Origin of the sequence: Paenibacillus sp. Soil766 (assembly GCF_001428105.1) — a bacterium.
Classification (GTDB): Bacteria; Bacillota; Bacilli; order Paenibacillales; family NBRC-103111; genus Paenibacillus_E.
In genome coordinates this window covers 115,765-135,985 of sequence record NZ_LMSJ01000010.1, presented here as the reverse complement: position 1 = coordinate 135,985, position 20,221 = coordinate 115,765, and the positions used below count along the sequence as shown (strand labels likewise).

The 20,221-nt window shown below is 46.1% G+C and carries 18 protein-coding genes and 1 tRNA gene; 16 read left to right on the top strand and 3 right to left on the bottom strand.

The features are described from left to right. The first annotated feature begins 26 nt into the window (after window positions 1-26). From hisJ to ASG89_RS08755, 10 genes are all read left to right on the top strand, one after another. Window positions 27-833 carry a histidinol-phosphatase HisJ gene (hisJ, locus tag ASG89_RS08800; RefSeq protein ID WP_057310223.1) on the top strand — a complete coding sequence of 269 codons (807 nt, stop codon included), beginning with the start codon at window positions 27-29 and terminating at the stop codon, window positions 831-833. Window positions 834-907: 74 nt separating this feature from the next. Then, on the top strand, window positions 908-1,858 hold the full coding sequence (locus tag ASG89_RS08795; protein WP_057310222.1) for a ribose-phosphate diphosphokinase: 951 nt from the start codon (window positions 908-910) through the stop codon (window positions 1,856-1,858). 297 nt (window positions 1,859-2,155) lie between these two features. Next, window positions 2,156-3,892: a tetratricopeptide repeat protein gene (locus ASG89_RS08790; protein ID WP_057310221.1), complete on the top strand. Its 1,737-nt coding sequence runs from the start codon at window positions 2,156-2,158 to the stop codon at window positions 3,890-3,892. 145 nt (window positions 3,893-4,037) lie between these two features. After that, the gene (gene trxB, locus ASG89_RS08785; RefSeq protein WP_057310220.1) at window positions 4,038-4,985 is read left to right on the top strand and encodes a thioredoxin-disulfide reductase; all 948 of its coding nucleotides are present in this window, start codon (window positions 4,038-4,040) and stop codon (window positions 4,983-4,985) included. 231 nt (window positions 4,986-5,216) lie between these two features. Then, complete coding sequence (locus ASG89_RS08780; protein WP_057310219.1) at window positions 5,217-6,164, top strand: ROK family glucokinase; 948 nt, start codon at window positions 5,217-5,219, stop codon at window positions 6,162-6,164. A 74-nt stretch (window positions 6,165-6,238) separates the two neighbouring features. Then, a complete protein-coding gene (rapZ, locus tag ASG89_RS08775; protein ID WP_057310218.1) occupies window positions 6,239-7,126 on the top strand; it encodes an RNase adapter RapZ in 888 nt (295 codons plus the stop codon). 31 nt (window positions 7,127-7,157) lie between these two features. Then, on the top strand, window positions 7,158-8,141 hold the full coding sequence (locus ASG89_RS08770) for a gluconeogenesis factor YvcK family protein (RefSeq protein ID WP_057310217.1): 984 nt from the start codon (window positions 7,158-7,160) through the stop codon (window positions 8,139-8,141). Window positions 8,142-8,146: 5 nt separating this feature from the next. After that, on the top strand, window positions 8,147-9,079 hold the full coding sequence (gene whiA / locus ASG89_RS08765; protein WP_057310216.1) for a DNA-binding protein WhiA: 933 nt from the start codon (window positions 8,147-8,149) through the stop codon (window positions 9,077-9,079). 147 nt (window positions 9,080-9,226) lie between these two features. Continuing rightward, entirely contained in the window at window positions 9,227-9,496 is a 270-nt protein-coding gene (locus tag ASG89_RS08760; RefSeq protein WP_028555561.1) for an HPr family phosphocarrier protein, read from the top strand. Between the two features lie 211 nt (window positions 9,497-9,707). Then, complete coding sequence (locus tag ASG89_RS08755; RefSeq protein WP_057310215.1) at window positions 9,708-11,471, top strand: stalk domain-containing protein; 1,764 nt, start codon at window positions 9,708-9,710, stop codon at window positions 11,469-11,471. A gap of 218 nt (window positions 11,472-11,689) precedes the next feature. Here the strand turns inward: ASG89_RS08755 and ASG89_RS37535 are convergent, their stop codons facing one another. The 3 genes from ASG89_RS37535 to ASG89_RS08745 form a co-directional block, all read right to left on the bottom strand. Continuing rightward, complete coding sequence (locus ASG89_RS37535) at window positions 11,690-11,827, bottom strand: hypothetical protein (RefSeq protein WP_157276570.1); 138 nt, start codon at window positions 11,825-11,827, stop codon at window positions 11,690-11,692. Between the two features lie 111 nt (window positions 11,828-11,938). Beyond that, complete coding sequence (gene clpP / locus ASG89_RS08750; RefSeq protein ID WP_057310214.1) at window positions 11,939-12,520, bottom strand: ATP-dependent Clp endopeptidase proteolytic subunit ClpP; 582 nt, start codon at window positions 12,518-12,520, stop codon at window positions 11,939-11,941. A gap of 180 nt (window positions 12,521-12,700) precedes the next feature. Continuing rightward, window positions 12,701-12,772: transfer RNA gene (locus ASG89_RS08745), tRNA-Arg, on the bottom strand. 264 nt (window positions 12,773-13,036) lie between these two features. Here ASG89_RS08745 and ASG89_RS08740 point away from each other — a divergent pair. The 6 genes from ASG89_RS08740 to eno all read left to right on the top strand — a co-directional run bounded on the left by ASG89_RS08740 (window position 13,037) and on the right by eno (window position 20,109). Further along, the gene (locus tag ASG89_RS08740) at window positions 13,037-14,071 is read left to right on the top strand and encodes a sugar-binding transcriptional regulator (protein ID WP_057310213.1); all 1,035 of its coding nucleotides are present in this window, start codon (window positions 13,037-13,039) and stop codon (window positions 14,069-14,071) included. Between the two features lie 75 nt (window positions 14,072-14,146). Beyond that, window positions 14,147-15,154, top strand: coding sequence for a type I glyceraldehyde-3-phosphate dehydrogenase (gene gap / locus ASG89_RS08735; protein ID WP_056611251.1), 1,008 nt, complete (start codon window positions 14,147-14,149; stop codon window positions 15,152-15,154). Window positions 15,155-15,278: 124 nt separating this feature from the next. Beyond that, window positions 15,279-16,460: a phosphoglycerate kinase gene (locus ASG89_RS08730; RefSeq protein ID WP_057310212.1), complete on the top strand. Its 1,182-nt coding sequence runs from the start codon at window positions 15,279-15,281 to the stop codon at window positions 16,458-16,460. A 33-nt stretch (window positions 16,461-16,493) separates the two neighbouring features. Then, window positions 16,494-17,246, top strand: a complete 753-nt coding sequence (gene tpiA, locus ASG89_RS08725) for a triose-phosphate isomerase (RefSeq protein WP_057310211.1) — start codon at window positions 16,494-16,496, stop codon at window positions 17,244-17,246. 1 nt (window position 17,247) lies between these two features. Then, window positions 17,248-18,786, top strand: a complete 1,539-nt coding sequence (gpmI, locus tag ASG89_RS08720) for a 2,3-bisphosphoglycerate-independent phosphoglycerate mutase (protein WP_057310210.1) — start codon at window positions 17,248-17,250, stop codon at window positions 18,784-18,786. Window positions 18,787-18,816: 30 nt separating this feature from the next. After that, window positions 18,817-20,109, top strand: coding sequence for a phosphopyruvate hydratase (eno, locus tag ASG89_RS08715; protein WP_057310209.1), 1,293 nt, complete (start codon window positions 18,817-18,819; stop codon window positions 20,107-20,109). The last annotated feature ends 112 nt before the right edge of the window (window positions 20,110-20,221 follow it).

Genomic DNA, 20,221 nt, shown 5'->3' with positions numbered 1-20,221 from the left:
AGTAAACGACCTGGAGTGAATTCACGATGTTGATTGATTATCATACACATCATGTGCGCTGCGGTCATGCCTCTGGGGAACTGGAGGAATACGTCAAACGCGGCATCGAGATCGGGCTTACCCAGTTGGGGCTTTCTGATCATATGCCGCTTTTGCATGTCGACCCGCAAACGTATTGGCCGGAAATGGCGATGCCGATGGAGGAACTTCCTCGTTACGTGGAAGAATGCCTTCATCTCAAAGAGAAGTATAAGGATCAGATTGATATTCGCGTGGGTCTGGAAGGCGACTATATTGAAGGCTATGAGTCGGAGATTGCGGCCATTATTAACGCTTACCCATGGGATTACGTGATCGGTTCGGTTCATTTTCTGGGCGAGTGGGATATTTCTGATTTTAGGCAGCTGGCTGGTTGGGAAGGTAAGGATATTTTTGCAGTTTATACCCAATACTACGAGGCAGTGAAGAAAGCAGTCCGAACTGGACTGTATGACTATATCGGTCATATCGATATGATCAAACGGTTTGGTTACGTGCCAGAACGTGATACATGGGAATTGGAAAAAGCCGCGTTAGATACCGTCAAAGAGTGTGGGCTTGCGATTGAATTAAATGCTTCTGGCCTGCGCCATCCTTGTAAAGAGATGTTCCCAAGTCGTCGTATGCTTGAATACTGCCATAAGGTGGGAATTCCAGTGACACTAGGATCGGATGCGCATCTCCCGGAACGGTTGTCTCAGTATTTGGATGAGGCTAGAGAGCTATTAAAAACGATTGGATTTAACGAAATAGCCACATTTTCTGCTCGAAAACGACATCTTGTGACTTTTTAAATTCGACACATATCATGTATAATAAGTAGGACCATATAATCTATTTAATGAACCTTCGGAGGTAACCATTAACCATGCATAGCGACAATGTTAAAATTTTTTCCGGATCTTCGAATCCGAAGCTTGCGGAAAGTATTTGTAAAGAGCTCGGCCAGCCGCTAGGACAAATTAAATTATCGCGTTTCAAAAGCGGAGAAATTTATTGCCTTTACGAAGAAACGATTCGTAACTGCGACGTGTTTCTGGTACAAACCTTCTCCCATCCGATTAATGAGCATATGATGGAGCTTCTAGTCATGATGGATGCGGCGAAAAGAGCATCTGCAAAAACGATCAACCTTGTCATCCCTTATTATGGTTACTCTCGTCAAGAACGTAAAGCAGCTCCGCGTGAGCCGATTTCAGCTAAATTAGTCGCTGACTTGTTCGCTTCAGCAGGCGCAACTCGTGTTGTTACGATTGACCTCCATGCGCCAGCGATCCAAGGTTTCTTCAATATCCCAGTGGATCACCTGACAGCGCTTGACCTGATTAGTGATTGCATTAAAAGAAAAAATCTGCCTAACCCAATCATCGTTTCTCCAGATGCAGGACGTGCGACTACTGCTGAGAAAATGGCTAACATTCTCGACGCACCTTTCGCTATGATGATTAAGAAGCGCCCTGAACACAACGAATCTGTGATTACGCACGTCATTGGTGATGTTGCTGGACGCACGCCGATCATTATCGAGGATCTTATTGATACAGGTACAACGATCGTTAATGTTGTGGAAAGCCTTAAAGAACGCGGTGCGCTGGATGTTTACATCTGTGCGACACACCCTGTGTTCTCTGGCCCTGCGCTGCAGCGCTTGGATCATCCGAGCATTAAGGAAGTTATTATTACCGATTCTATTGCGATTCCAGAGGGTCATTCTGACAAGTTTAATGTGCTTTCAGTAGCACCTTTGTTGTCCGATGCGATTCGTATTATTAAAGATGGCGGGTCCCTATCCTCCCTATTCAAATACGGCGGCGTATAAGAAGGAAACTTAAAAAATCACCTTTGAAAACGAAGATATATCAGGTAGCTGATTCGGCATCGAATCTTGAACGAAATCCGGGAACTGCGGTACTCACGTAGGCTCACCTACGCTCCGTCCTCCTTCCTCGGATTGTCGTCCAACCTTCTCGGTTTTGAAAGGCGACTTTTTAAGTCTTTATTTGAATAGGATCAAAGCGAATTTCAAGACCATATCTTACCTTCGGATAATGTTTTTGGCTTCTAGGAGATCTATGGTATAATTTGATGGTAATCAAATTGCCGGAGGTGTCTTGCTATGGAAAAGAAAAAGCGTAAATCCGAAGCGCCAAAACCAAAAGTTATATCAATTAACATGGATGCCGCATTCTTTTTCGAGAGAGCGGTTCAATCTTTGGATCGGTTTCATTATGATAAGGCATTGAAATATTTCCGGCGGGCTGCAGAGTATGAGCAGGATAATCCTGTGAATCACTGCAATCTCGCAGGAGTTCTCTCCGAAGTGGGCAATTATGACGAGTCGAACCAAATTTTGCAGCATATCCTTGAAACCATTGATCCCGAGATGACAGAATGTCACTTTTATATGGCGAACAACTACGCCAACATGGAAAACTTCGAGCAGGCTGAACAGGCATTGGTTCGGTATTTGGAGAATGACCCAACAGGGCAATTCATGGATGAATCCGAAGAAATGATGGAAATGCTGAGCTACGAGCTTGATCGTCCCGCCCCTCTCACTAGCATCAAGAGTCGAGAAGGGCTGTTCGAGCATGATAAAGCCCGTGCGTTGCTTGAGGAAGGGAAGTTCGCAGAGGCCGTAAGGCAGTTGGAGAAGTTGGTGAAGACGCAGCCTGACTTCACAGCGGCTCGCAACAATCTGGCACTGGCTTATTATTACATGGGCCAATTCGAGAAGGCGATGGAAACGATCCGCGAAGTGCTGGTTATTGATCCTGGTAATCTGCACGCACTATGTAATATGGCGATATTCCATCAGCATTTTGGCAACAAGAAGGAACTGGCAGAGCTGACTACACTGTTAGGCAAGACGTTTCCGTTCCAGCAAGAGCATGTGTTCAAGTTGGCGACGACGATGGGTATTCTTGCTCAGCATGAGAAGGCCTACCATCTGTTTAAGCGTCTATTGAAGGCGGGAGACGGGGGCACAGACCCTTGTTTGTACCATTATGCAGCTGTTGCTGCCTGCCATATCGGTCGTTTCGCTGAAGCGTACCGCTTGTGGAAGCAGGTTCAGAAGCTAGATCCAGGTGCTGAAATTTCGAAGTTCTACTTAGAGCAATTGCGGATCAGAGAGAAGTCGGCGCTTCCACTTACTTGGAGCTATCACTACCATCTGCCGTTCGAGGAACAATTCCGAGCGCTGGAGAAATCGACACAAGGAATTCCAGATCAATTGAAGAAAGACCCACTTGTACGGTCATCCTTCTTCTGGGCTTTACGACATGGCGATGTAGAAACGAAGCTTCAAGTTATTCAAGCCTTTGGCTTGATAGCGGACAACGAAGTGAGAGACGCGCTTCAGGATTTCATTCTGGATCACAAAGAGGATGACTACTTGAAGAAGGTTGCCATTTTCGTTCTGCGAAGCATGGGCATTCGGGAATCACTTCCTGCGTATCTCGAGAATAAGGACATCATGGTAGAGGCTTCTCCGTATTCGCCCCATCTCCCAGTATGGGATGCTACATGGCAGCGAGTAATGGAAACAGCGCTATCACATATGCACAAACGTTACGATATGGTTCAACAATATGACTTAGAAATTCTGTGGGTTGAATTTCTGACGAAGGTCTACCCGAACGTGCCTAAGATTCACAAATCAGCAGGTTGGGCAGCGGCGTTAGAATATTTGATTGCCAAAATGCATCGCCGTACGATTTCCTATCAGGAAGTAGCTTCACGCTATGGCGTCACGGTTTCCACGGTCAGTCGACATGTGAAGCACATCGACGATACCTGTGGCTTACGTGAGAAAATGGACGCGATTTTCAATAAGTTTACGAGTCTTTGATAGCCGAGCTCGATGCATCATGAAAGCCTCGGCTTTCATACATATAGATGAAGGGATTGTTCTTGTCGAACCGGCAGAGCAATCGCTGATAATCATGCTAAGTAAAGATAGCTTTCCTTAGGAAAGCACCTAGGAGGGAAATCATATGTACAAATCAGTCGTAGTAGGAACAGGACCATCCGGTTTAACAGCAGCCATTTACTTGGCGCGTGCGAACCTAAGCCCACTTGTCATTGAAGGACCAGAACCAGGTGGACAGTTGACCACAACTACCGAAGTAGAGAACTTCCCAGGATTTCCCGAAGGGATTATGGGCCCAGAATTAATGGAAAACATGCGCAAGCAGGCTGAACGCTTTGGCGCTGAATTCAAAACAGGTTGGGTTAATTCCGTTGAATTGACGAACCGTCCTTTTAAGCTTCAAGTGGAAGGGCTTGGCGAGATCGAAACAGAAACACTGATTATTTCAACAGGTGCATCTGCAAGATTGCTTGGAATTACGAACGAGAAAGAAAACATTGGGCGCGGCGTAAGTACTTGTGCAACATGTGATGGCTTCTTCTTCCGTGGCAAAAAGATTATCGTCGTTGGCGGCGGTGACTCTGCGATGGAAGAGGCAAACTTCCTTACTCGCTTCGCGTCGGAAGTACGTTTGGTTCATCGCCGTGATGAGCTTCGTGCATCCAAAATTATGCAAGACCGCGCTCGTGGAAACGAGAAGGTGAAGTGGTCACTGAATAACACGCCGTTAGAAGTTGTAGCGGGTGATAAAGGTGTTACTGGCCTTAAAGTGAAAAATAACCAAACAGGTGAAGATGAGGTCCTTGAAACAGACGGTATCTTCGTAGCGATCGGTCATACGCCGAATACGAAGTTCCTCGGTGGACAAATCGACACGGATGAGCATGGCTACATCATCGTGAAGCCAGGAACAACAGAAACGAACATCCCAGGTGTATTCGCTTGTGGTGACGTGCAAGATACGAAGTATCGTCAGGCTATTACAGCTGCTGGAAGCGGATGTGCTGCAGCGTTGGAAGCCGAGAAGTTCCTTGAAGGCAACAGCGTACACGACTGGAGTATTTCCTTGTAAGTCATTATGGCAATTCAGTTAACGTGGAGGGCTACGCTTTCCACGTTTTCTCATTTAAAGAGGGTGCCGATGAATCTTGACCTCCCGGCAGGGTTGTCTTATAGTGGGAACAGGAGCATAAGCATAAGTAAACCCAAAGTGACGTATTGCTTTCGCAGCATATTGCAATTACTTTGCGGGGACCCCAGAGATTTTTGAAAATTTTATGATTATTCATGAGGTGACCTTGTAATGTCCAATCAAATTTATATCGGTGTAGATCTAGGTGGCACGAATATTAAAGTGGGTATTTGTGATGAGCAAGGTAAGCTTCTTAAAACGTTAGAAGGCCCCACTTCACCGGAACTAGGTGCAGAGTCGGTTCTTGAGCGTATTGCGCAATATGTACGTCAGGTTGTCGAAGAATCCGACTATTCATGGGAGCAAGTAGCTGGAATTGGCGCGGGATTGGCTGGATTTATGGATATTCCAGAAGGCTTCGTGAAATTCTCACCGAACTTGCAATGGCATAACGTACCAGCGAAGAAGACACTTGAATCGCTTCTGGGTAAACAAGTTAAAATTGATAACGATGCGAATGTAGCTGCGTTAGGTGAAGCGTGGTCTGGAGCTGGAGCGGGTATCCCGAACGTGGTGTGCTATACACTTGGCACAGGTGTTGGCGGCGGCATCATTATTAACAGTAAAATTTATCAGGGCTCTGCTGGTATGGCTGGGGAACTTGGACATATGTCCATCGTACCTGATATTGAAGCGATTCAGTGCGGCTGTGGTCAAATGGGTTGCCTTGAAACGGTTTCTTCTGCAACAGGTATTGTTCGCATGGCGAAGGAAGCGGTGGAACGCGGTGAGCGTACATCACTAGCTCTTCACGAGAAAATTGAAGCTAAGCATGTGTTTGATGATGCGAAAAGCGGAGATGAAGTGGCTTTGCGCATTGTGAATCGTGCAGCTTATTATATCGGACGTTCAATGGCGGCATTGGCTGTTGTCATTAATCCTAAGCGCTTTATTATCGGGGGCGGCGTGTCGAAAGCTGGAGAAATTCTATTCCAACCGATTCGTGAAACGTTTATCAAATTTACACCAGAAGCTGCAGCTGAGGGTGTTGAGATTGTTGCTGCTACACTTGGTAATGATGCTGGCGTTGTTGGAGCTGCAGGATTGAATTTACGATAGAAAGCTACACCGGGTTCGCAGATGTAGGTAAGAAAAGCCGAGCTGCGAAAGCACCCCAAAGGAAGGTGTCAGGCATGGAAGAAAACCACCCTTTAGCGAAACTGGTCATTATTACAGGGATGTCGGGTGCAGGCAAGACAATTGCAGTTCAAAGCATGGAGGATTTAGGATTCTTCTGTGTGGATAACTTACCTCCCGTCCTCATTCCGAAATTTGCTGAATTGATCGTTCAATCGATGGGTAAAATCGGCAAAGTTGCCTTGGTTATTGATTTGCGCGGACGTGAATTTTTCACTGCGCTTCAAGAGTCCTTGCGATATATTCAAGAAAATTACACGCTAAGCTACGAAATTTTATTCCTGGACGCAACGGATGGGACGCTCGTTCAGCGTTATAAAGAGAGCCGTCGCCGCCATCCATTGGCTCCAGACGGGGCGCCGCTTGAAGGAATAGGTCTTGAGCGTAAGCTGCTTGAAGAACTCAAGGGTCTGGCCACGCAGGTGATTGACACTAGCAGCCTGAAACCCGTGCAGTTGAAGGAAAGAATCATTTCCCGGTTCACCAATCTAGAAGCTAATCGCATATCTATAAATGTCATCTCCTTTGGTTTCAAGTATGGTGTCCCTATTGATGCTGATCTCATCTTTGATGTACGTTTCTTGCCCAATCCTCATTATGTGGAACAATTACGACCGCAAACGGGCCAGGATCCGGATGTTTATGACTACGTGATGAAGTGGTCAGAGACACAAGAATTCCTGACGAAGCTGCTCGATATGCTGAACTTCTTAATGCCTCAGTATAAGAAGGAAGGCAAGAGCCAGGTTGTTGTTGGTATTGGTTGCACAGGAGGCAAACATAGATCAGTTGCAATAACGGAATATCTTGGTAAAGTCATGGGGAACAGTGAGACTGAGACTGTGCGTCTGAGTCATCGAGATTCCGAGCGGGATCGGTTATAGACGGCTATGTCAGTAAGAGGGTGGAAGAAGTATGGAGCTTGGTCAATTACAACGCAAGCCCCGAATAGTCGTTATTGGCGGTGGAACAGGGCTCTCTGTTATGCTAAGAGGACTGAAAGAAAAGCCGGTTGATATCACAGCTATCGTGACCGTTGCAGACGATGGAGGAAGCTCTGGTATCTTGCGGAGTGAATTGCAGATGCCGCCTCCGGGGGATATTCGAAATGTGTTAACATCGTTAGCAGACGTTGAGCCGTTGTTGTCATTAATGCTTCAGTATCGATTTCAGAACGGTACAGGTTTAGCCGGACACAGTCTGGGGAATCTAATACTAGCGGCATTGACAGATATTACAGGTGATTTTGTTACTGCTGTGCAAGAAATGAATCGCGTATTTGCTGTTCGCGGAAGAGTGCTCCCGGCTTCGAATCAAGCGATTGTGCTGAAAGCCATTATGGAGGACGGGACTTTAGTTGTTGGGGAGTCCAAAATTCCGAAGGCCGATGGACGGATCAAGAAAGTATTCATTGAACCGGCGGGGGTAACACCACTCACAGAAGCTGTTCAAGCAATACGTGAAGCAGATGCTATCTTGTGCGGTCCTGGCAGTTTATATACAAGTTTGCTGCCGAATTTACTTGTACCAGGGATTGCAAAGGAAATCGAGGCATCGAATGCTGTGAAATTGTTCATTTGTAATGTCATGACACAGCCTGGAGAAACCGATGACTATTCAGTGAGTGATCATCTGGATGCCATTTATGATCACTTAGGTCAGCATTTGTTTGATTATGTGATCGTGAATAATGGTGAAATTCCACCGCAGGTGCAAGCGAAATATGCGGAAAAAGGTTCAAAAGCGGTTCATTTAGATTTGGATGAAGTGACGAAACGAGGGTATCGGGTCATTGCAGATCGACTTGTGTTATTCCGTACCTATCTTCGCCATGATGCAGAGAAATTGAGTGACCATATCTATCAGCTCGTCGAAAGCTGGCTGTTAAGGAAGAAGTGAGTCCCTTGTCCTTTGCGGCAACAACCAAAAAAGAATTAACGTTAATTAATGATTCGGATTCATGCTGTGAAAAAGCGGAGCTGTCTGCGCTCATTCGAATGAATGGCGCTGTTCAGTTAACGAACCAGCGCGTCGTGTTGGATGTATCTACGGAGAACGCTGCCATAGCGCGGCGGATTTACTCGCTGATCAAGAAGACGTATAATACACACACGGAGTTGCTCGTGCGTAAGAAAATGCGTCTAAAGAAGAATAATGTGTACATTGTTAGGGTGCCTGGTCAAGTACAGGAACTGCTCAGTGATTTGAAGATCGTCTCGGAGGGGTTCATTTTTACGACGGGGATTAACAAGGACATTATTCGCGGCAATTGCTGCAAGCGTGCTTATCTTCGAGGAGCCTTCATGGCTGGCGGTTCTGTCAATAATCCGGAGGGGTCTTCCTATCATTTGGAAATCGCTTCGATTTATGAAGAACACTGTAAAGCTTTAACACAGCTTGCGAACAAGTTCGACTTGAACGCCCGATTCATTGAACGTAAGAAAGGGTTCGTACTGTACATTAAGGAAGGCGAGAAAATTATCGAGTTTCTCAATATCATTGGAGCACATCAAGCACTGCTGCGCTTCGAGGATGTCCGAATTATGAAGGATATGAGGAATTCCGTTAATCGCATCGTCAACTGTGAAACGGCGAACTTGAACAAAACGATCGGGGCAGCCGTTAGACAAATCGAAAATATTCGATTATTACAACGTGAGATTGGTCTAGACAGCTTGCCTGAGAAGTTAAGAGAGGTTGCGGAAATTAGGCTTGCGCATCCTGACTTGAATTTGAAGGAAGTCGGAGACATGCTTTCGGGCAGTGTCAGTAAGTCAGGTGTGAACCACCGCCTGCGAAAAATAGACGAATTGGCCGAAAAACACCGAAATTCGTAGAGAATTTGGGGCTGAATAACGATTGTATAAGTTTTTCGCATTTTTTCTAGTGTACTTGAAGGAAAAATGCTATAATATTAAAACATAAGGTAAACGCTGTTATTAATAGTAATCCATATAAGCTCCACACTAGGGGGAATTAGTTCCATGTCCAGACGTCCAGTCGTTGTGAAGTTGAGAACAGGACTTCATGCCAGACCTGCGGCATTGTTTGTTCAAGAGGCGAATAAGTTTTCATCGGAGATCTTTGTTGAGAAAGATGAGAAGAAAGTGAATGCGAAGAGCATCATGGGAATTATGAGTCTTGCGATCAGCACAGGGACCGAAGTCTTCATAAGTGCAGAAGGTTCGGATGCAGAGCAGGCTGTAAACGCTTTAGTCACATTAGTCAGTAAGGAAGAATTGGAAAACCAATAATCCTTTAAAAGCCTACCTTTCGAGGGGGCTTTTTTGCAGTTTATAGGTGGGCATCTACGCTTTGCTAAAAGTGTCAAATTTGTTAACAAATATTGGGATTAGCAACCTTTTTCAATTGGCTACGTCTAATAAACGTGGTCGTGATGGATAAGGCTATTTGTATTTCTAAATAGTGCGCTTATCCCAAGCTTGAAGAAGGAGCCGAAGTGAAATGAATGTAGTAAAAAAAGAAATGATTGCTCTACTGGCCTTACTCGTATTTCTAGTAAGCACAATTACCGCACCAGCCGCGCATGCGGTATCAACAAGCTCGTCCTTTATTTTACTTTATATCGACAAGTCAGAAGCATTCGTTAATCAAGAGCAGATCCATCTAGAATCTCCTTCTACCATTATTGATGGAAGCACCTTCGTTCCAGCCAAATTCTTGGGTGATACATTAGGATTTAAAGTAGAGTGGAATGATTTATCACGCACGATTCAAATGGCGCCTCCAGGCTACAACATCGTGCTGGATTCCGATCACAAGACGGTGACAACGAATGGGGTGGATGTACCGTTTAATTCCGTAGCTGCTATCGTGAATGGCAAGTTGCTTGTGAAGCTGACATGGCTAGCGGATTACATGGGTGCCAAGTATACCTACAACAATGAATTAAGACGAGTAGAGATCGTGCATTTTAAAGCCCCTGAGGGCATCTATATCGATCAAGACAGCAATTCTCGTCCAGTTGCTAAGTTCGCTACTGCGAAGCCTACCTACAGGCTTGGTGAGCCTGTTAAATATTTGGATTTGAGTTATGATCCAGATGCAGAAGGCATCGTATCCTTCGATTGGACAGGTAAACAAGAGGCGTTCTTCAAAGCGGGTCAATATCCAGTAACCTTAACGGTTAAGGATGGTCATGGGCATGTGAGCAAGTTGTTCAAAAGTTTTGTGACTGTTGTAAATGAACCTTACTTGTCAGAAGTCGAGTATCCGATTTACATGAAGCCGGTTGGCGGGTTTATTAAAACCAATTGGACAACGATCTGGTCACATTTCAACGAGTTGCCGATGCTTCCGAAAGATGTGAAAGAAGTTCAAGGGCGCACACTGCTAGTTAGCGACAGCCCAGAAGAATTCACGACTAGCGGTATTTTGTATCAAGACAACATTAATGGTAAAGCGCGTTTGTACGCGGATCATATCAATGGTACTCAACAGAAGATGACGTTTGCCATTTTCGCGACAAACAACACGGATAAGCCGATTACGATTAAAACGACGAATAAAGGCGAAGTCTACCCTTCGGTTTATGCGAATTTGATTGGCAGCGAAGCTTCGGTTGATTTCCTTCTAAACAATGTATATACAGATGAGATGACGGTTCTGCCTCACGCAAGCTATGTGTATGCGAAGTTGCCTGAATTTTATCCAGGGCAAGGTGTGAATTTGTTCTATGATGTTGAAACGAACGGCGAGCTTCAAATGTCCTTTATCGCAACGGATAAGATGCTGACGCCAACGATCGTGAAGGAGTTGCCACTCCTTTCTTTTAACGGTCATGTTCGCGGTACGTTCCCCGTTTCCGAGATTGAATGGAAAATTGACGCCACGAGCTTTACCAAAGCCTCTGTGTTAACGATCGGTGATAATAAGACAGATCCATTCGTCAAAGGCTACGATGTGATGCGTAAGCAAGTCGTGGAGAATGGCGGGAATTATGGCGTAGTGTATAAAATCCATGCGGATAAGCCGCGCAAAATGGCTGTGATGATCATGGCTAGAGGCGGCGTGTTCAAGGGGCCGTTTAAAATCAACGGAGAAATTATTCCTGTACCGTATTCCGGTGTCATTACGGCATTTGATGGCTTGGAAGTATTAGCGCGCACGACAGGAACGGAAGAAGCGTTAGATATTGAGTTTACGCCTCCAGCGGGCTCAGCATTCCCGATTGATTTGATTTTCTATCCGTTGGAAGATTTGAAATAAGATAATGAATAGCCTTAGGAGACTGGTGATATCACTAGCGCTTCTGAGGCTTTTGTGCAATTAGAAGACGTGATGAAGTCAATGTTTCCACGGTTCTGAACTTCGTACAAGTCTTTTGTCTTTTCCCTCCATGAGCCTCCCAACTACTGGTTTTGGAAAAAATAGCGCTATGACGTCATCTTACTTGCTCCCACGACGATTCACTCGTGCAAATAGCGTTACCACATCACTTTATTCTGCATCATAAAAGTTCGAACGCAATAACCGTGAAAGTGTTCCTTATGTAGTCGTTCCACGAAACTCCCCGTACGCAGTGCCTGCCACATCGTGGCTGTCAGATCCTTGCTCCATTTCACCGTACTTATCCACCAATGAGAGCAGCCTGCGTAATTTCCGATACAATAAAAAACCAGCCTCACGGCTTGCTCCTAGAGCAATCGTAACAGGCTGGCTTGTTTGTTTATAAATTAGACGCGCTCGATGACTTTATCGATGAGTCCATATTCGGCTGCTTCTTTCGCGCTCATGAAGTTATCACGGTCCGTATCCTTCTCGATGCGCTCGAACGTTTGTCCTGTGCGCTCAGCTAGAATCGTGTTCAGGTTATCTCTCATTTTCAAAATACGCTTAGCGCGAATTTCGATATCAGAGGCTTGACCTTCTGCGCCGCCAAGTGGTTGGTGAATCATGACTTCGCTGTTCGGAAGCGCGTAACGCTTGCCTTTGGCACCAGCTGTGAGCAAGAATGCGCCCATGGAAGCCGCCATACCAACACAGATCGTGGATACGTCTGGTTTGATGAACTGCATGGTGTCGTAGATCGCCATACCGGCTGTGATGGAGCCACCTGGGCTGTTAATGTAAAGCGAGATATCTTTATCAGGATCTTGAGCGGCCAAGAAGAGCAACTGAGCAATGATGGAATTCGCCACAACATCGTTGACACCTGTGCCTAAGAATATAATGCGGTCCTTCAGCAAGCGAGAGTAGATGTCATATCCTCTTTCACCGCGCGCGTCTTGTTCGACGACCATAGGAATAAAACTCATGAGAATGACCTCCTTGGGGTTGAGTTACCTACTATTTGGGTTACATACTATTTACAGTATCTACAAGTATGATAACGAAAAAACGTCTGAAGGTCAAGAAAGGTCAAACTAAACACAAAAAAATCAGCTTCAGAGCTGATTTGGCGATTAAACCGTTTCTCTTGTAGCTGATTTGTTGGACGCGCCCGAAAGGAATCGAACCTTTATCTCAGGCTTCGGAGGCCTACGTCATATCCATTGGACCACGGGCGCATAGTTTAGAAAAAGTGAAGCAAGGGTTATTATAAGTCAGCTTTCCATAAAAAGCAAGGAGGTAAGCCCTTACAGGTCTATTTGGAGAAAAATGTTTGAACAAATGTTGAATGTTGAGGGAAAAGTGGTTATAATAAGAACTGTAAAAGAGATTTGAAATATGGAATTGCGCAAGGAACTTTTTTTTCACCCGGGTGGGACACAAAATGTATGCCCGGGACATAAAACGTCCTACAATGGATCGGGAGCGTTGAAAGTCGTCCTATGAGAGAGATTCTAGACATTCAGAAACAGCTCATGCCTGATCTTATGGACATCATGAAGAAACGCTACTCAATTCTGCAACACATCTTGGTTTCCGGCGTTGTCGGACGAAGGACGTTAGCGTCCTCACTCGACATGACGGAGCGCGTACTCCGCGGTGAAGTGGATTTCTTGAAGGAGCTAGGGCTTCTGGAATCGGACGCAAGCGGAATGAAGATCAGTGAGTCTGGTCGTCAGCTGCTGGAAGATATGCAGCCGATCATTAAGATGGCATTTGGCTTAACAGATTTGGAAGACAGCATTGCCAAAGCTTTTCACATCTCCAATGTGATTATCGTCCCAGGGGATTCCGATACTTCGGTATTTACGAAGAAAGAGCTTGGACGCGCTGGCGCGGCCGCTTTGCGTAAATATATTGCCAAAGATGATATTATCGCGGTAACCGGTGGGTCAACGATGGCACAGATTGCCAATAACTTGGCATTATCTTCTTCGATGAAAGGGAGCTTGTTCGTTCCCGCACGAGGAGGACTTGGTGAAAGTGTGGATATGCAAGCGAACACGATCGCTTCCATTATGGCCAAGAAGACAGGCGGAAAATACAGGCTGTTGCATGTGCCAGATCATCTTGGCGAAGAGGCGTATCAATCGCTGATTCAAGATCCACAGATTCAGGAAGTTGTGAACGCGGTGCGCAGTTGTCGCATTGTTGTCCATGGTATCGGAGATGCTATGGTCATGGCACGCAGACGTAAAGTAGATAGTGATACTACGGGAAGTCTGAGAGCTGATGGTGCACTTGCTGAGGCGCTCGGGTATTATTTTGACCGCCAAGGAAATGTGGTTCATAAGATGCCGACAGTCGGACTTCGACTGGAAGATTTGCAGCGTGTTGAAGTTGTGATCGGTGTTGCTGGCGGGAAGAGCAAGGGGGAAGCGATCGCTTCTGTACTACGACATGGGCAAGAAGATGTATTGGTTACAGATGAAGCAGCTGCCTTAGAAATCATGAAGCATGTCCAAGTAGGAAGTTAGACATCATAACGTGTGCCCTTATCGGCTTACGTTTTGAAATATATATAATGCATGTAAACCTAGGAGGAACTGACTATGACAACAAAAGTAGGTATTAACGGTTTCGGACGTATTGGTCGTAACGTATTCCGCGCAGCATTGAACAACCCAGATGTACAAATCGTGGCAGTAAACGATTTGACAGACGTTAAAACATTGGCTCACTTGCTTAAATATGACACTACTCACGGTAAACTAGACGCTACAGTTGAAGCTGGCGAAGGCGAATTGATCGTTAACGGTCGTTCCATCAAGGTTTTTGCTGAGCGTAACCCTGGGGATCTGCCATGGGCATCTGTAGGCGCTGAAATCGTAATCGAATCCACTGGTATTTTCACAGCGAAAGAAAAAGCAGAACTTCACTTGAAAGGTGGAGCTAAGAAAGTTATCATTTCCGCTCCTGCTTCCGACGAAGATATCACAATCGTACTTGGTGTTAACGAAGACAAATACGATCCAGCTGCACACACAATCATCTCCAACGCTTCTTGTACAACAAACTGTCTAGCTCCTTTCGCGAAAGTTATCAACGATAGCTTCGGAATCGTAAAAGGTATGATGACAACTGTTCACTCGTACACAAATGACCAATCCGTTCTTGACGTTCCACATAAAGACCTTCGTCGTGCTCGTGCAGCAGCTGAGAACATCATTCCTTCCAGCACTGGCGCAGCTAAAGCAATCGGTCTAGTTCTTCCTGAGCTTAAAGGCAAATTGAACGGTATGGCTATGCGTGTTCCTACACCTAACGTTTCCGTAACTGATTTGGTTGTTGAGCTTAAAGTTAACGTAACAGTTGACGAAGTAAACGCAGCTTTGAAACAAGCTTCCGAAGGCCCTCTTAAAGGCATTCTTAACTACACAGAAGATGCACTTGTATCCAGCGACTTCAATGGTGACCCAGCTTCTTCCACAATCGACGCTTTGTCCACAATGGTAGTTGGCGACAACATGTTGAAAGTTGTTTCCTGGTACGATAACGAGTGGGGTTACTCCAACCGCGTTGTTGACTTGGTAGCTTTCATCGCGAAAAAAGGTCTGTAATTTCATAATTCATCAACTGGAAAACCACATGAAGGGGAGAAGCGATTCTCCTCTTTATGTGCGATTTACACATAGAAAAAGATGGAACCGGTAGATAACCATACATGCTCAGGAGGCTTTTACGATGAATAAGAAAAGTGTTCGCGATGTTGAAGTAGCTGGTAAGAGAGTGTTTGTTCGCGTTGATTTCAATGTGCCTGTAGAAAACGGTCAAATCACAGACGATACTCGTATCAGAGAAACGCTTCCTACAATTAAATTCTTAGTAGAGCAAGGCGCTAAAGTTATTCTTGCTGCGCATTTTGGTCGTCCAAATGGACAAGTGGTTGAAGAGCTTCGTTTAACACCAGTTGCTGCTAAATTGGCAGAGCTTCTAGGTCAAAACGTGATCAAAGCGGATCAATCCGTTGGTGAAATCGTGAAAGCACAAGTCGATGCGCTTGAAAATGGCGATGTACTATTACTTGAAAACGTTCGTTTCAACGAAGGTGAAGAGAAAAACGATCCAGAATTGGCTAAAGCTTTCGCTGACTTGGCTGATCTGTTCGTGAACGATGCTTTCGGTGCTGCTCACCGTGCGCATGCTTCGACTTCAGGGATCGCAGCTTATATCCCAGCGGTTTCTGGTCTTTTGATGGAGAAAGAGCTTGATGTTCTAGGCAAAGCGTTGAACAACCCAGAGCGTCCTTTCACAGCTATCGTTGGCGGATCAAAAGTAAAAGACAAAATTGCAGTCATTGAGAACCTCCTGAACATTGCAGACAACGTCCTCATTGGCGGCGGTCTGTCCTATACATTCTTGAAAGCACAAGGCCATGAAATCGGTAAATCACTTCTGGACAACTCCAAACTTGATCTAGCGCTTAGCTTTATTGCAAAAGCAAAAGAAAAAGGCGTGAACTTCCTGCTTCCGGTGGATATCGTTGTTGCTGATAAATTCGGCGCTGATGCTAACGTGCAAATCGTTGACATCGACAGCATTCCTGCGGATTGGGAAGGCATTGACATCGGACCGAAAACGCGTGAACTTTACGCAGACGTTATCGCGAAGTCCAAACTAGTTGTTTGGAACGGACCGATGGGCGTATTCGAAATCGAACCTTTCTCTCACGGTACACGTGCAGTCGCACAAGCTTGTGCAACGACTGAAGGTTACACAGTAATCGGTGGTGGAGATTCCGCTGCAGCAACAGAGAAATTCCATTTGGCTGAGCAAATGAACCACATGTCCACAGGCGGCGGCGCTTCCTTGGAGTTCATGGAAGGTAAAGCATTGCCAGGCGTAGTAGCACTTAACGACAAATAAGAAATTATTTTCTCATAAAAAGGAGTCTAACCCATGAGCAGAACACCGATTATCGCGGGTAACTGGAAAATGTTCAAAACTGTCTCCGAAGCAATCAGCTTCGTGAACGAAGTAAAAGGCAGCACAGTAGAAGGCGTAGAGAGTGTTATTTGTTCCCCTTTTACAAACCTTCCTGCGCTTGTTGAGGCTACAAAAGGTACAGACGTTCATGTTGGCGCACAAAACCTTCACTTTGAAGATAACGGCGCATTCACAGGCGAAATCAGCGGCGTAATGCTGAAAGACCTTGGCGTGGAGTATGTGATCATCGGTCACTCCGAGCGTAGAGCTTACTTCGCTGAGTCTGACGAAATCGTGAACAAGAAAGTCGTTGCGGCGTTCAAACACGGCTTGAAACCAATTCTTTGCGTAGGCGAGAAGTTGGAAGAGCGTGAAGCAGGACAAACCAAAGAAGTTTGTAAAGTACAAACAGAAGCAGCTTTCGCTGGTCTGAGTGCAGAGCAAGCAGCACAAGTCGTTATCGCTTACGAGCCAATCTGGGCAATCGGTACAGGTAAATCTTCCACAGCGGAAGATGCACAAGACGTGATTGGTTACATCCGTACATTGGTGAGCGGCCTTTACGGCGCAGCAGTAGCTGACGTTGTTCGTATCCAATACGGCGGCAGCGTGAAACCAAACAATATTGCTGAGTACATGGCACAGCCTGACATCGACGGCGCACTTGTAGGTGGAGCGAGCCTAGAGTCCGCTTCCTACATCCAACTCGTCCAGGGGGCGAAGTAACATGTCCAGACCGAAACCGGTAGCACTCATCATTCTCGATGGCTTCGGACTCCGCTCGGAAGAGCAGGGGAATGCGGTTGCTCATGCCAAAAAGCCTAACTATGACCGTTACTGGTCTACGTTTCCTCATACAACCCTCACTGCTTGCGGTGAGGCTGTAGGTTTGCCAGAAGGCCAGATGGGGAATTCTGAGGTAGGACACCTGAACATCGGCGCAGGCCGTACGGTGTATCAGGATCTGACGCGGATTTCCAAATCGATTCGTGATGGTGAATTTTACGATAATCAAACGATACTCGGCGCTGTTCGTCATGCCAAAGAAAACGCTAAGAAGCTGCACCTCTATGGTTTGCTTTCGGACGGCGGCGTGCACAGTCACATTCAACATTTGTTTGCGCTATTGGACTTAGCGAAGAAAGAACAGTTCGTTGAAGTCTACATCCACGCATTCCTGGACGGCCGCGACGTAGCTCCGGATTCTGCGAAGGGGTACATGAAGGCCTTGCTGAACAAAATCGAGGAAGTTGGCGTAGGCAAAATCGCGACCGTACAAGGCCGCTATTATGCAATGGACCGCGACAAACGCTGGGAGCGTACGGAGAAATCCTACCGCGCCATGGTGTATGGCGAAGGCCCTGCTTACACGGATCCGATGCAAGCGATTGTTGAATCCTACGAGAAATCCGTCTACGATGAGTTTGTTATGCCAACGGTTATCGTTGGTGACGACGGCAAGCCGGTAGGACTTGTAGAATCAGGCGATGCTGTCATCTTCTTCAACTTCCGTCCAGACCGTGCGATCCAGTTGTCCCAAGTCTTTACAAATGAAGACTTCCGTGGCTTCGATCGTGGTCCTAAAGTAGCGAAGAACCTCTACTACGTGTGTCTGACGCTGTTCAGCGAGTCCGTAGACGGTTTCGTAGCGTACAAACCGAAGGATCTCGACAACACGCTCGGCGAGGTGCTGGCTCAAAATGGTCTGAAGCAGCTTCGCGCTGCTGAAACCGAAAAGTACCCGCACGTAACGTTCTTCTTCAGCGGCGGTCGGGATGCTGAATTACCAGGTGAAACTCGCCTTCTGATTCCTTCACCGAAGGTTGCTACGTATGACTTGAAGCCGGAAATGAGCGCTTACGAATTAGCGGAAGCGGTTGTGAAGGAAGTTGAAGCTGAGAAGCATGATGTTATCATCTTGAACTTCGCGAACCCAGACATGGTAGGTCACTCTGGATTGCTTGAACCAACGGTGAAAGCGATCGAGGCGACAGACGATTGTCTTGGTAAAGTGGTCGAAGCGATCCTTGCCAAGGGTGGCGTAGTCTGCATCACAGCGGACCACGGCAACGCGGATGTGGTTACGAATGCAGACGGCTCACGCAACACAGCGCATACAACGAATCCGGTGCCTTTTATTGTGACGGACAAATCTGTTACACTAAGAGATGGCGGTATTCTGGCAGATATAGCACCAACGATGCTAGATTTCTTAGGATTGAATCAACCACAGCAAATGACTGGGGCAACAATTCTAAACAAATAATTTATATTATTGAAGGAGTGTTTGATCACAATGACAATTATTTCTGATGTTTACGCACGCGAAGTATTGGATTCCCGCGGTAACCCAACGGTTGAAGTAGAAGTATACCTAGAGTCCGGCGCATTCGGCCGTGCTATCGTCCCTTCAGGCGCTTCCACAGGCGCATACGAGGCTGTTGAGCTTCGTGATGGTGACAAAGGTCGTTACCTTGGTAAAGGCGTTCTGAAAGCTGTTGAGAACGTAAATGAAATCATCGCTCCAGAAATCATCGGTCTAGACGCACTTGATCAAGTTGGCATCGACAACAAAATGATCGAGCTTGACGGTACACCTAACAAAGCAAAATTGGGAGCTAACGCAATTCTAGCTGTTTCCATGGCTGTTGCTCGCGCAGCTGCTGACGCTTTGGACGTGCCATTGTACGTTTACCTTGGTGGATTCAATGCCAAAACGCTTCCAGTTCCAATGATGAACATCATCAACGGTGGGGCACATGCTGACAACAACGTTGACGTTCAAGAGTTCATGGTTCTTCCTGTAGGCGCTCCTACTTTCAAAGAAGCTCTTCGCATCGGCGCAGAGATTTTCCATAGCTTGAAATCTGTATTGAAAGAAAAAGGCCTTAACACAGCAGTTGGCGACGAAGGCGGATTTGCTCCTAACTTCAAATCCAACGAAGAAGCAATCACGACAATCCTTACAGCTATCGAAAACGCTGGTTACAAACCAGGTGTTGACGTATTCTTGGGTATGGACGTTGCTTCCACTGAGTTCTTCAAAGATGGTAAATACCACCTTGAAGGTGAAGGCAAATCCTTTACATCTGCTGAGTGGGTTGACTTCATGGCTGCATGGGTTGATAAATACCCAATCATCACTATTGAAGATGGTTGCTCCGAAGACGATTGGGAAGGTTGGAAATTGCTTACTGAGAAATTGGGTAACAAAATTCAACTTGTTGGTGATGATCTGTTCGTTACGAACACTGAGCGCCTATCCCGCGGTATCGAAGAAAACATCGGTAACTCCATCTTGGTTAAAGTTAACCAAATCGGTACGCTTACTGAGACTTTTGATGCAATCGAAATGGCAAAACGCGCTGGTTACACAGCAGTTATTTCCCACCGTTCCGGTGAGAGCGAAGACAGCACAATCGCTGATATCGCTGTTGCTACAAACGCTGGTCAAATCAAAACAGGTGCTCCGTCCCGTACGGACCGCGTAGCGAAATACAACCAACTTCTTCGCATCGAAGACGAGTTGTTCACTGTAGCTCAATACGCTGGTAAAAAAGCATTCTACAACTTGAGAAACTTCAAGTAATAACATCCGTATTTAATTATATGGCGGGCAGGTGGCTTACACCTGCCCGTTTTGGCGTATAATGGAGTAAAGTCGTCGGATGTCATGGAGGTCATGCTTTTGAGCAACTGGG